Origin of the sequence: Dyella sp. 2HG41-7 (assembly GCF_021390675.1) — a bacterium.
Classification (GTDB): domain Bacteria; phylum Pseudomonadota; class Gammaproteobacteria; order Xanthomonadales; family Rhodanobacteraceae; genus Dyella_B.
In genome coordinates, this window is record NZ_JAJEJV010000004.1 from 3,011,215 (window position 1) to 3,024,847 (window position 13,633).

The window sequence follows — 13,633 nt, forward strand, 5'->3', positions numbered from 1 at the left end:
TGTCCGGAAACCAGGACGTCCACAAGGGTTACCCGAAGACAAGCGACATGGTGATACCGGCTTCCTTCCGTTTTGCGCCTGTGATCGGCTGCCTTCTCGCCTGTTGCTCGACAGCAGAGGCGCAACAGTCCTCCTCTCAACCCGAGGTCGCGCCTGCGCTGCCCGTTCTTAAAGTAAACGCGACACGCCTGGACGTGCCCGCATTCGACGTCCCTGCCGCAGTTAGCGTGGTCAAGATTTCGCCGAACAGCACGGGAACACCCGGCGTGAATCTGTCCGAGTCGCTGGTCGGCGTTCCCAGCATCCTGGCGCGCGACCGGCAGAACTACGCCCAAGACGAGCAGATTTCCATACGCGGATTCGGTGCTCGCGCCACCTTCGGGGTGCGCAGCATTCGCCTATACGTGGATGGCATCCCGGCCACGCTGCCGGATGGCCAAGGTCAGGTCTCCCACTTCAACTTCGACTCTGCGGATCGTGTGGAAATTCTGCGTGGCCCCTTTTCCGTGCTGTACGGCAATGCGGCCGGCGGCGTGGTGCAAGTATGGAGCGCCGACGGCACACCGCAGCCGCAAACCACGCTTGGCGTAAATGCCGGCAGCAACGATTCGTTTCGTTACAGCGCCGATACGCGCGGCACGATAGGTCCGGTCGATTACAACGTTGCCGGGTCCGAATTTCTTTCCGGCGGATATCGCGAACACAGTCGCGTGCATCGCGAATCGGATAACGCGAAGTTCGGCATCGATTTGGCCGATGGCAAAAAAATCACGCTAGTTTTCAATAGGCTTTATCAACCGATATCGCAAGACGAATTGGGGCTGACGCGCCCGCAACTCGATGCCGATCCGCGACAAGCGAATCCTGCGGCAATCCAGTTCAACACACGCAAAAGTATCGAACAGAATCAAGGCGGCGCGATCTACGAGCAATCGCTCGGCGAAGACGACCACGTTCGCGTAATGCTGTACGACGGTCAGCGCAGCATCCTGCAATTCCAGGCGATTCCGGTTGCCGTGCAACGCAATCCATTGCAATCGGGCGCCGTGGTCGATCTCGATACGCAATTCGGCGGCGCCGACGCGCGATGGACGCACGATGGCGAGTTGTTCGCCGGGCGCTATGAATTCGTGCTCGGCGCCAGCGGCGATTACCAACGCCAACATCGTCTCGGTTACACCAATTTCGCGGGCGACGTGCTGGGCATTATCGGCGCACTGCGTCGCAACGAAAACGACAATGTCACGAGTGCCGATCAATACGCACAGTGGTATTGGCATTTCGCCGATGCGTGGGTATTGCTGTTTGGCGCTCGGCACGACGACGTTCGATTTGCGGAACACGATTTCTATATCACGCCGCAAAATCCCAACGACAGCGGCGGCGTGAATTACACCGCCACTACGCCTGTGCTTGGCCTGCAATTCAGGCCAAACAGCACGACACGTGTTTATGTCAGCGCAGGCAAAGGATTTGAAACGCCCAGCTATAACGAACTCGGTTATCGCAGCGACGGGCTTCCAGGTCTTGCGTTCAATCTACGCCCGGCCTTGAGCAGAAACTACGAGGTCGGCTTCAAGTGGCAGATAACGCCTGCGCTCGAATGGGACACCGACGTGTTCCGTTCGGACACGCACAACGAGCTCGCCATCGACACAAATGAAAACGGCCGCTCGACGTATCAGAACGTTGGCGATACGCGACGGCAAGGATTGGAATCGTCGCTTACCGGCGCACTGGCCGACGAGTGGCACATAACGGCCGGCTTCACGCATATGCAAGCGCGTTTTCGCAGCGCGTTTCTCACGTGCTTCAGCACGCCCTGCCCGATTCCGAACATCCGAATTCCGGCGGGAACGCGCATTCCAGGCGTGCCCGACGATTTCGGATCGCTTCGTCTGCAACACGGCAAAGATCTCGGTTGGCGCGAAGGGATCGATTTCACCGGCATCGGCTCCGTCACCGTCAACGATAACGCCACACAACAAGCCGCCGGTTATAGCTTGATCGGGCTCGATGCCGGGTACGCGTTTCGTATAACCGGACGCACGCTGCTGGATCTCAGCGCGCGCATCGACAACGTCGCCAATCGTCGCTACATCGGGTCCGTTATCGTCAACGACAGCAATGGGCGCTATTTCGAACCAGGTCCTGATCGCACGTACATGTTCGGCGCGCGTCTGGTGTTTTGATGCCCAACCAGAACCTTGCGCGCATTTTCAGCGCAAAAGAAAACGGCGTATTCCGTGAGGAATACGCCGTTTCGTTCGAATCGTGGTAGCGGGGGTAGGATTCGAACCTACGACCTTCGGGTTATGAGCCCGACGAGCTGCCAGACTGCTCCACCCCGCATCAGAGTCCGAGAATTCTAGCGATATGGCAGATTTCTTGCAAGCCTTAAATCGCTTTCTTTCTCGTTGCGGGAATGGAAATCGCGCTCCTCAACCCACGAATGCCTGCTTGCACCAGCTAAGCAAGGGACCCCAATACAGGCCCAATGCGAGCAACGCCAACGCATTCAACGACAACGTAAGGCGCAGCGTGAAATCAGGCTGAATACGCACTTCGGTGCCGGGTTCCGGCTTGTCGAAGTACATTACCTTGACCACGCGCAAGTAGTAGTACAGACCGATGATGGCGAACACCGCGCCCACGATCGCCAACCACATCATGCCGGCGTGGATCGCAGCCTGCAGCACCAACAGCTTGGCGAAGAAACCAAACAGCGGCGGCACGCCCGCCAACGAGAACAGCGAGAGCATCATCAGGAACGCCATCCACGGCGCGCGCTGATTCAGGCCCTTGAAGTCGTCGATGTTTTCGCATTCAAAGCCCGCACGGCTCAGCGCCAGAATCACGCCAAAGGCTGCGGTGGACATCAGCGCATAACTCACTGCGTAGAACATCGCAGCGGAATAACCTTCCGGACCTGCATTGACCAGACCCAGCAGCAGATAGCCCATGTGCGAGATGGTCGAATACGCGAGCAGACGCTTGAGGTTGCTCTGCACGATCGCCACCACATTGCCGATGGCCAGCGACAACACCGCCAGCGCCGCAAGCATCAACTGCCAATGCTGCGAGAAATCGCCCATGCCGGTCGCCAGCAGACGGAACGCCATGCCGAACGCAGCCAGCTTGGAGGCCGAACCGATAAACGCCGTCACCGCCGTGGGCGAGCCTTCGTAAACGTCCGGAATCCACATATGGAACGGTGCGGCGCCGAGTTTGAACGCAACGCCGATCACCAGGAAGATCAGACCGAACACCAGCAGATGCGGCATGGCGCTATGCGTGACCGCCGTATGCAACTGCACCAGATCCAACGTACCCGTCGCGCCGTAAATCATCGACATGCCATACAGCAGCATGCCCGAGGACAACGCACCCAGCACGAAGTACTTGATGGCCGCTTCCGACGACAGCTTGGAATCGCGGTTCAACGCGACCAGCGCATACGACGACAGCGTCAGCAGTTCCAGGCCCAGGTAGATCATCACCAGGTTGCCGGCGGACACCAGCAACATCACGCCGATCACCGCAAACAGCATAAGCGTGTAGAACTCGCCCACGAACAGCTTACGATCCGTCAAATACGGACGACCGTAGATAAACACCAGGATGGTGGAGAGCAGCGCGAAGACCTTGATGATCTCGGCGACGCCGTCGCGGATAAACATGCCGTTGAACGCCGTGACCGCACCAGCAGGCTGATGCACGACAAAGTAGCCGGTCAGGATCAGCACGCAGATCGAAGCCCAGTGCAGAAACGCGCGCTGAGACGGTTTGATGAAGGCGTCGGCCAACAAAAGAATGCACGCCGCCGTTACCAAGAAAAACTCCGGCAGCATGATAAGGATGTCGTTGATATTCGGCATGGTCGTTCTCGATCAGACCTTGTGAACGGCGAGCACTTGCACAAGCTGCGCCACGGAGCTGTCCATTAAATGGGTGAGCGGCTGCGGCCAGATACCCACGGCCAGAACCAGCGCTGCAAACGAGCCCAGCACAATGAGTTCGCGTCCGTTGATATCTTTCATTTCGGCCACATGCGGATTGGTGATGTCGCCCCACAACACGCGCTTGACCAGCCACAACGTATAAGCCGCGCCGATGATCAGCGTGAAGGCAGCGAACAACGCGATCCACGGATTGGCGCTGAAGCTGGCCAGGATCACCATGAACTCGCCCACGAAACCGCTGGTGCCCGGCAGGCCGCAGTTGGCCATCGCGAACAACACGTAGAAGAAGCCGAACCACGGCATGACGTTGATCACGCCGCCGTAATCCTTGATCAAGCGCGTATGCAGACGGTCGTACAGTACGCCGATGCACGAGAACATCGCGCCCGAGACGAAGCCGTGGGAAATCATCTGCACCATGGCGCCCTGCATGCCCAGGCGTGCGGCGTCGGTATTGCCCTGCTCACGCACCAGCATAAAGGCGATAAAGATGCCCAGCGTCACGAAGCCCATGTGCGCAACAGACGAATACGCCACCAGCTTCTTCATGTCTTCCTGCACCAGCGCGACGTAGCCGATATAGACCACCGCGATCAGGCTAAGCAGAATCACGAGCCACGCGAAGTGCATCGACGCATCCGGCACGATCGGCAGACTGAAACGCAGGAAACCGTATCCGCCAATCTTCAGCATCACCGCCGCCAGCACCACCGAACCACCGGTCGGCGCTTCCACGTGCGCATCCGGCAACCATGTATGCACCGGCACCATCGGCACCTTTACGGCAAAGGCGATCAGGAAGGCGAAGAACAGCCAGCTCTGCTCCTTCATCGTCAGCGGCAGCGTCGCCAGCGTGTGCAGATCGAACGTGCCAGCCTTGAGATACAGATAGATCAGGCCGATCAGCATGAAGATCGAGCCGAGGAACGTATAAATAAAGAACTTCAAGGTGGCGTACACGCGACGCGGACCACCCCAGATACCGATGAGGATAAACATCGGGATCAGCATCGCTTCGAAGAACACGTAGAACAGCAAGGCGTCGGTGGCGCAGAACACACCGATCATCAGGCCTTCAAGCACCAGCATGGCGGCCATGTACTGATGCGGCTTGTCCTGGATGACATCCCAGGCGCCGATGATGACCAGGATGCCGACGAACGTCGTCAACAGAATCAGCGCGACGGAAATGCCGTCGACGCCGAGGCTGTAATGAACGTTGAGCGCCTCGATCCACATGTGGCTTTCGACCAGCTGCATGCCGGACACATCCGCGTTGTATTGCGGAATGAGGAACAGGCTGATGGCGAAGGTGAGGATGGCCATCAACAACGCGAGCCAGCGGGCCGTGTTGGGACGACCGGATCCGGCCAGCAGAACAGGCACCGCGCCTGCGATGGGCAGCCAGATCAGCAGGCTGAGCAGATGATTAAACATGGAGCTCGCTTCCCTTATTGCCCGACCAACATGTACCCGCCCAAGAGCAGGATCAGACCGAGGATCATCGCAAACGCGTAGTGATACAGATAACCGGATTGCAGGCGGCGCACGCCCGACGCAATGCGCTGGATCGTGCTGGCCGAACCGTCGATCAGCACGCCGTCGATCACGGCGGCGTCGCCACCCTTCCAGAACATGCGACCCAACGCGACGCCGCCACGGGCAAAGATCGCGAAGTAGATGTCGTCCACAAAGTACTTGCGATCGAGGATCGTCCAGAACGGCTTGAGGGCGCTCTTGATCTTGTCGGCAAGCCGAAGGTTAAAGAGATAGATGTAGGTAGTGAGTGCGAAAGCAGCCAGCACCAACCAGAACGGCGGTTGAGCAAAACCTTCAAGACCCGCCTGCCACCACGAATGGAAGTCTTTGCCAATCTCTTCCAGCACGTTGTTGGCCTGATTCACATGAATCGCACCGCCGAACCAATCGCCATACAGCATCGGCTTTACGGTAAACCAACCCACGAACAGTGACGGAATAGCCAGCAAGATCAGCGGCAACGTCACAACCCACGGCGACTCCTTCGGCGGATGATGAAGTACGCCGGACTCGTGGTGATCGTGGTCGTCGTGATGATCGTCGTGACCGTGCGCATCGTGATGGTCGTGACCATGATGGTCGTGACCATGATGCTCGACGACCTTGAAGCGCTCTTTGCCATGGAAGGTCATATACATCTGGCGGAACGTATACGTCGCCGTTACGAATGCACCAATCAGCACGCAAAAGTACGCATAGCCCGAACCCCAGCGATGCGACTCGTGTACGGCTTCAATGATGGCGTCCTTCGAGTAAAAACCCGAAAAGAACGGCACGCCGCACAGCGCCAGCGCGCCGATCCACATAGTGATCCAGGTGATCGGCATGTACTTGCGCAGGCCGCCCATGTAGCGCATGTCCTGCTCATGGTGCATGGCGATGATCACCGAACCTGCGCCCAGGAACAGTAGCGCCTTGAAGAACGCGTGCGTCATCAAGTGATACACCGCGCCGGCATAGGCCGACACGCCGAGTGCGACCGTCATATAACCCAGCTGCGACAGCGTCGAATAGGCCACCACGCGCTTGATGTCGTTCTGCACGATACCGATCAGGCCGGTGAACAATGCGCCGGTGGCGCCGATCACCATCACGAAGCTCAACGCCGTATCCGACAGCTCATAGAACGGCGACATGCGCGCGACCATGAAGATGCCGGCGGTCACCATCGTTGCGGCATGGATCAGCGCGGAGATAGGGGTCGGGCCTTCCATCGAGTCGGGCAGCCACACATGCAGCGGCACCTGCGCCGACTTACCCATGGCGCCGATAAACAACAGAATGCAGATCACCGTGGCCGCATCCCACTGCGTGTTCTGGGTAATCGCGAGCGTCTTGCCGACCAGCGTCGGAGCGGCCGCAAACGCAGTGGCGTAATCCAACGTGCCGAGGAAGTAGAGAATCGCGGCGATGCCGAGCAGGAAGCCGAAGTCGCCCACGCGGTTGACCAGGAACGCCTTGAGGTTCGCGAAAATCGCCGTCGGACGCTTGAACCAGAAACCGATCAGCAGGTACGACACCAAGCCCACCGCTTCCCAGCCGAAGAACAGCTGCAGGAAGTTGTTGCTCATCACGAGCATCAACATCGAGAAGGTGAACAGCGAGATATAGCTGAAGAAGCGCTGATAGCCGTCGTCGTCGGCCATATAGCCGATGGTGTACACGTGCACCAGCAACGACACGAAAGTCACCACCACCATCATCATCGCGGTCAGGCGATCAATGAGGAAACCGACGGTCGCGGTGTATTTGCCGATCTCGAACCACGTGTAGATGTTGTGGTTGTAGACCGGCGCGCCGCCCATCGTGATCTGGTAGAGCACGTAGAACGACAATCCGCAAGAAATCAGCAGACCGAGAATCGTGATGCTGTGCGCCCCGACGCGACCGATCTGCTTGCCGAGAAACCCGGCGAACAGACAGCCGACGAGCGGCGCCAGCGCGATGGTCAACAGAATGGAGGAGGAAAGTTCCATGATGCTCAGCCCTTCATGCTGTCGATTTCGGCGACGTTGACCGTGCTGCGGTTACGGAACAGCAACACCAGAATCGCCAGGCCGATCGCGGATTCCGCGGCAGCCACAGTGAGAATGAAGAAGACGAAGACCTGACCCGCGACATCGTGATTGAAACGCGAGAAGGCGACGAAATTGATATTGACCGCGAGCAGCATCAACTCGATGGCCATCAGCAGCACGATGACGTTCTTGCGGTTGATGAACAACCCGGCCACCGAGATGCAGAACAGAATCGCGCCAAGCACGATGTAATGCGAAAGCGTAATCATGGCTTGGTCTCCTGCGCCGGCGCCGGCTGGCTATCGGCCGGGCGCTCCGCCGCCATCTTGATGATGCGCACGCGATCGCTCGCCTTGACGGCCACCTGTTCGCTGGCCTGCTGATGACGCGCACCGGTGCGCTGACGCAGCGTCAGAGCGACGGCGGCGATCACGCCCACGGTAAGAATCAGCGCGGCGATTTCGAACGGCAGCAGGTACTGCGTATAGAGCGCCATACCGAGCCATGCGGTATTGGACATACCCGCGACCGTCGCCGGGTTATCGCCCATCGTCTGCGCATGCATCACGCGCACGCCGATCAGGCCGAGCATTTCCACCAGCATCACCACCGCCACGATCAAACCGACGGGCAGAAACTTGACGAAGCCCTCGCGCAGCTTTTCCTGATCGATGTCGAGCATCATCACCACGAACAGGAACAGCACCATCACCGCGCCGACGTAAACCACGATCAGCGCAATGGCGAGGAATTCGGCTTCCGCGAGCATCCAGATGCACGCGGTGCTGAAGAAGGTGAGCACGAGAGCCAACACGGCATGCACCGAGTTGCGCAAGGTCACCACCGACAGCGCCGCGATCACCGTAACGATGGAGAACGCGTAGAAGCAGACGAGTTGGAACACAGACGGATCGATCATCGATAGTGTCCTCAGCGGTAGGCCGCGTCTTGGGCGCGGGCCGCCGCGATTTCCGCCTCGAAGCGGTCGCCAATGGCCAGCAATTGCGGCTTGGTCACCACGTTCTCGCCGCGATGCTCAAAGTGATATTCGTGCACGTGCGTTTCGACGATCGAGTCCACCGGGCAGCTCTCTTCGCAGAAACCGCAGAAGATGCACTTGAACAAGTCGATGTCGTAACGCGTGGTGCGACGTTGACCGTCGCTCGGACGCGGCGCCGAATCGATCGTAATCGCAAGCGCCGGGCACACCGCTTCGCACAGCTTGCACGCGATGCAACGCTCTTCGCCATTGGCGTAGCGACGCAACGCATGCAGACCACGAAAGCGGTTCGACTTGGGGATGTGCTCCATCGGATAGCGCATGGTGTACTTGGGGCTGAACATGTACTTCCAGGTCAGCGCCATACCTTTGAGCAATTCGATCAGCAGCAGGCTTTTGAAATAGTTGGTAATGCGAGACATGGCTTTCTTTAGCCCCCCGTGCCGATGTGAACCCAGCCGTAGTACTTCATGCAGCCGGCGACGAACACCCACACGATGGCGATGGGAATGAAGACCTTCCAGCCCAGGCGCATGATCTGGTCATAGCGATAGCGCGGGAACGTTGCACGGAACCACAGGAACAGGAACGCGAAGAAGAAAGCCTTCGCCAGCAGCCAGAGGAAACTGGAATGCCCAAGCACCGGCACGCTTTCCGGGAGCGGGCTCAACCAGCCGCCCATAAACAGGATCGAAGCGAGGAACGCGACCAGGATCATGTTGGCGTATTCGGCCAAGAAGAACAGCGCGAACGCGGAGCCCGAATATTCCACGTGGAAACCGGCCACGATTTCCGATTCGCCTTCCGCCACGTCGAACGGCGCGCGATTGGTTTCCGCCACGCCCGACACGAAATAGACCACGAACACCGGGAACAGCGGCCACATAAACCAGTGCGCGATGCTGCCGTTCTGCGCCATCACGATATCGGTGAGGTTGAGGCTACCCGCCAACACCAGCACGCACACCAGGCACAGGCCCATCGCCAGTTCGTACGAGATCACCTGCGCGGCCGAACGCATCGCGCCAAGCAACGCATAGCGTGAGTTAGACGCCCAACCGGCGAGGATGATGCCGTACACGCCCAGCGAGGTCATCGCGAGCAGATAAAGCAGACCCGCGTTCGCGTTCGACAGCGCAAACTTCGCGCCGAACGGGATCACCGCCCATGCGGCCAACGCCGGAATCAACGCCAGCAGCGGCGCCGTGTAATACAGGAACCGGTTGGCACTGGTGGGTAGCACCACTTCTTTGCAGATCAGCTTCACCACGTCGGCGAAGGCCTGCAGCAAACCCAGCGGACCCACCTGGTTGGGTCCCATGCGCACGTGCATCCAGCCCAGCACCTTGCGTTCCCAGTACACGTACAGGGCTACCGTAATGGTGAGCGGCAGCACGACCGCCAGAACCAGCAGTATCGGAATAAGCAGCTGATGGAGAAGTTGGTCGGCCATGGATTACGCCTTGCTCAAGGTGATGGCCGCGCCATACGGCGGCAGCGTCGCGGTCGAGTCGTGCGTGGCTTCGATCCACACGGCGCCGTCGGGCACCGTCGCATCGATCACCAGCGGCAGAACGGCATTCGCCACCTTGACCTGGTTGCCTTCGGCCAAACCGTGACGCTGCGCTTCCTCTGCATTCACGCGCACGGCGGCAGCGCGATTGAGCGGATGCGCCTGCAACGAGTTGGCGCGGCGAACCACCGCATCGCTGCGATAGATCGGCCAGGTGGCAAGACGGGTGAGGCCCTGCACGGATTTGCGCTCGGCGAGTCCTTGCTTGGTCGTGGCGCCGTGTTCGGCGATGCCGTCACGCAGACCGGCGATATCGTCAAACTCGAAACCCGGCAGCTTCATTTGGCCGCCGAGTGCGCGCAGCACCTTCCAGCCGGCGCGCACGTCGTGACCCGGCGCTTTCGCACCCGCTTCCACGCGCTGCGACACGCCATCGACATTCACCAGCGTGCCTTCGATTTCCGGCAGCAGACCGATTGGGAGAATCACATCGGCGACGTCACGCAATTCCGGCGTTGCGAACGCGGCGAAAGCGACGATGTGCTGCGTGCCGTGCAATGCATTGGTTACCGCCGAACCGTCGGCGAAGTCGTGCGGCAATTCCAAGCCATACAGAACATACGCCTTGCGCGGCTGCGTCAGCATAGCTTGCGCATTGAGACCGCCGTTACCCGGCAGCACGCCGACCTTGGTCAAGCCAACCGCATTGGCGCCAGCGGGCAGTTCGTTGTAAGCGGCGCCCGTGGCCTCCGCGATAAAGCCAGCGACGGCGCGCAGCCACGAAGCCTGCGGATGCGTGATCGCGGCTTCGCCGAGAATCACCACGGCCTGCCCCGACTTCAACGCCGCAATCGCGTTACTGTCTTCTTGATTGCTCGATGCACCGTTGATCGCATCGGCCAGATGCGCAGGCGCCGTCGCGCCACCGGCAACCGCCGCCTTGGCGACCGACAGCAACGCATCGACCAGCGCTTGCGGCGCGGCGATGGCTTCGCCGGCGAGCTTGTAGTTGAAATGGAATTCCGCCGGATTCACGGCGTATACCTTCGCGCCCTTCTTCACCGCCTGATGGATGCGGTGATTGAGCAACGGCATTTCATAGCGCAGATTGGAACCCACCAACAGCGCCGCCTTGACCTTATCGACTTCCGCGACCGGCATGCCGAACGGCTTCGCGACGGCATCGTCGGCGAAATCGAGCTGACGCAGACGATGATCGATATGCGCGCTGCCGAGGCCGCGTGCCAGGCGAACCAGCAAGTCGCCTTCTTCGTTCGTCGTCGACGGATGCACGAGCACGCCCAGGTCGTTGCCCGATACGTCCTTCAATGCTTCAGCCGCCACCGCGAGCGCGTCGTCCCACGTGGTGCCCTGCCAACGACCGTTGCGCTTCACTTCCGGCGTGCGCACGCGATCGGCCGCGTACAAACCTTCGTAGCTATAACGGTCGCGATCGGACAACCAGCATTCGTTGATCGATTCGTTATCGCGCGGCACCGTGCGCAGCACTTCGCCACGGCGCGTGTGCAGCCACACGTTGGAGCCCAGCGCATCGTGATAACCGATCGACGGCTTGGCGATCAGTTCCCAGGCACGCGCTTTGAACTGGAACGGCTTGTTGGTCAGCGCGCCGACCGGACACACGTCGATAATGTTGCCCGACAGTTCCGTCTCCAGCGTCTTGCCGATGTACGTGCCGATCTGCAGATTTTCGCCGCGGCTCATGCCGCCGAGTTCATACGTACCGGCGATTTCGCTGGTGAAGCGCACGCAGCGCGTGCACTGAATGCAGCGCGTCATTTCGGTGGCGACCAGCGAGCCGAGATTTTCGTCGGCGATGGTGCGCTTGCGCTCGGTGTAGCGCGACACGCTGCGGCCGTAACCCAGCGCCACGTCCTGCAGTTCGCACTCGCCGCCCTGATCGCAGATCGGGCAGTCGAGCGGATGGTTAATCAGCAGGAATTCCATCACGTCGCGCTGGAATTTCAGCGCTTTCTCGGTGCGCGTGGTGACCTTCATGCCATCGGCCACGGGCGTGGCGCACGCCGGCTGCGGCTTGGGCATCGGGCGGCCGCCCATTTCCACATCGACCAAGCACATGCGGCAGTTGGCGGCGATGGGAAGTTTGCGGTGATAGCAGAAGCGCGGGATAGCGATGCCGATGTTGTCGGCCGCTTCGATGATCATCGCGCCTTTGCGGATCTGCGTCGGCTTGCCATCGATTTCGATGTTGACGAGATCCGGCGCGGTATTGGCTGGCTGCGCACTCATGCAGCAACTCCACGTTTTTCGGCGAGCTTGTCTTCGGCCATCGACCGACCATGCTGCACGTAATATTCGAATTCATCCCAGAAACGGGCGAGGAAACCTTGCACCGGCCACGCGGCGGCTTCGCCGAACGCGCAGATGGTGTGGCCTTCGATCTGTCCCGCGACGGCTTTCAAGCGATGCAGGTCGTCCTGCGTGCCCTTGCCTTCCACGATGCGCGTCAGCACGCGGTACATCCAACCGGTACCTTCGCGGCACGGCGTGCACTGACCGCAGGATTCTTTGAAATAGAAACGCGAGATGCGATGGCAGGCCTTCACCATGCAGGTGGTGTCGTCCATCACGATCACGGCGCCCGAACCCAGACCCGAACCTGCCTTTTGCAGGCTGTCGTAGTCCATCGTGCATTCCATCATCACGTCGGCAGGCAGCACCTTCATCGACGAACCGCCGGGAATCACGGCCTTGAGCTTGTTGCCGTTGCGCACGCCCCCGGCCATTTCAAGCAGATCCTTGAAGGATGTGCCGAGACGGATTTCGAAGTTGCCCGGATTGTTGACGTGACCGGAGACTGAGAAGATCTTCGGACCGCCATTGTTCGGCTTGCCGAGATTGAGGAACCAGTCGGCGCCGTTGCGCAGGATCGCCGGCACCGACGCATACGTTTCGGTGTTGTTGATCGTGGTGGGTTTGCCGTACAAACCGAAGTTTGCCGGGAACGGCGGCTTGAAGCGCGGCTGGCCTTTCTTGCCTTCCAGCGATTCCATCAGAGCGGTTTCTTCGCCGCAGATGTACGCGCCGGCGCCGAGCGCGCCATAGATATCGACGTCGATGCCGGTGCCCTGGATGTTCTTGCCGAGCAGGCCGGCGGCGTACGCTTCCTTCAGCGCCTCTTCGAAATGCTCGAAAGGTTCATGATGGAATTCGCCGCGCAGATAGTTGTACGCCACGGTGGAACCGGTGGCGTAGCACGCAATGGCCAAGCCTTCGATCACCGAATGCGGATTGAAGCGCAGAATGTCGCGATCTTTCGCGGTGCCCGGTTCCGATTCGTCGGAGTTGCAGAGAATGTACTTCTGCATGGCGCCCTTGGGCATGAAGGACCACTTCAAACCCGTGGGAAAGCCTGCACCGCCGCGGCCGCGCAAGTTGCTGTTCTTGACGATATCGACGATCGATGCGGGATCGGGTTTTTCGGCGAGGATTTTTTTCCACGCCTTATAACCGTCCATCTGCTCGTAGCTGTCCATCGCCCACGGCTTATCCAAATGCAGCGTGGTGTAGACGACCTGATGTTCCTGGGGTGCGGGTCCGACTGACATGCCCTGCCCTC

10 protein-coding genes and 1 tRNA gene are annotated in these 13,633 nt (G+C 59.7%); 1 reads left to right on the forward strand and 10 read right to left on the reverse strand.

Annotated features, from left to right (window positions below; all coding sequences use genetic code 11):
* Positions 1-47: 47 nt before the first annotated feature.
* Complete coding sequence (locus L0U79_RS14850) at positions 48-2,192, forward strand: TonB-dependent receptor (RefSeq protein WP_255682807.1); 2,145 nt, start codon at positions 48-50, stop codon at positions 2,190-2,192.
* 83 nt (positions 2,193-2,275) lie between these two features.
* Here the strand turns inward: L0U79_RS14850 and L0U79_RS14855 are convergent.
* The 10 genes from L0U79_RS14855 to nuoF all read right to left on the reverse strand — a co-directional run bounded on the left by L0U79_RS14855 (position 2,276) and on the right by nuoF (position 13,622).
* Positions 2,276-2,352, reverse strand: a tRNA-Met gene (locus L0U79_RS14855).
* Positions 2,353-2,441: 89 nt separating this feature from the next.
* A complete protein-coding gene (nuoN, locus tag L0U79_RS14860; RefSeq protein WP_233843031.1) occupies positions 2,442-3,878 on the reverse strand; it encodes an NADH-quinone oxidoreductase subunit NuoN in 1,437 nt (478 codons plus the stop codon).
* Between the two features lie 12 nt (positions 3,879-3,890).
* Positions 3,891-5,399: an NADH-quinone oxidoreductase subunit M gene (locus L0U79_RS14865; protein ID WP_233843032.1), complete on the reverse strand. Its 1,509-nt coding sequence runs from the start codon at positions 5,397-5,399 to the stop codon at positions 3,891-3,893.
* 14 nt (positions 5,400-5,413) lie between these two features.
* On the reverse strand, positions 5,414-7,477 hold the full coding sequence (gene nuoL, locus L0U79_RS14870; RefSeq protein WP_233843033.1) for an NADH-quinone oxidoreductase subunit L: 2,064 nt from the start codon (positions 7,475-7,477) through the stop codon (positions 5,414-5,416).
* A 5-nt stretch (positions 7,478-7,482) separates the two neighbouring features.
* Entirely contained in the window at positions 7,483-7,788 is a 306-nt protein-coding gene (gene nuoK, locus L0U79_RS14875; protein WP_115476769.1) for an NADH-quinone oxidoreductase subunit NuoK, read from the reverse strand.
* Entirely contained in the window at positions 7,785-8,438 is a 654-nt protein-coding gene (locus tag L0U79_RS14880) for an NADH-quinone oxidoreductase subunit J (RefSeq protein WP_233843034.1), read from the reverse strand. The genes nuoK and L0U79_RS14880 overlap by 4 nt, the downstream gene beginning before the upstream one ends.
* Positions 8,439-8,449: 11 nt before the next feature.
* Positions 8,450-8,941, reverse strand: coding sequence for an NADH-quinone oxidoreductase subunit NuoI (gene nuoI, locus L0U79_RS14885; RefSeq protein WP_233843035.1), 492 nt, complete (start codon positions 8,939-8,941; stop codon positions 8,450-8,452).
* Positions 8,942-8,949: 8 nt separating this feature from the next.
* Positions 8,950-9,972, reverse strand: a complete 1,023-nt coding sequence (gene nuoH, locus L0U79_RS14890) for an NADH-quinone oxidoreductase subunit NuoH (protein WP_233843036.1) — start codon at positions 9,970-9,972, stop codon at positions 8,950-8,952.
* 3 nt (positions 9,973-9,975) lie between these two features.
* On the reverse strand, positions 9,976-12,303 hold the full coding sequence (gene nuoG, locus L0U79_RS14895; RefSeq protein WP_233843037.1) for an NADH-quinone oxidoreductase subunit NuoG: 2,328 nt from the start codon (positions 12,301-12,303) through the stop codon (positions 9,976-9,978).
* Positions 12,300-13,622: an NADH-quinone oxidoreductase subunit NuoF gene (nuoF, locus tag L0U79_RS14900; RefSeq protein ID WP_233843038.1), complete on the reverse strand. Its 1,323-nt coding sequence runs from the start codon at positions 13,620-13,622 to the stop codon at positions 12,300-12,302. Before nuoF ends, nuoG begins: the two co-directional genes overlap by 4 nt.
* Between the last annotated feature and the right edge of the window lie 11 nt (positions 13,623-13,633).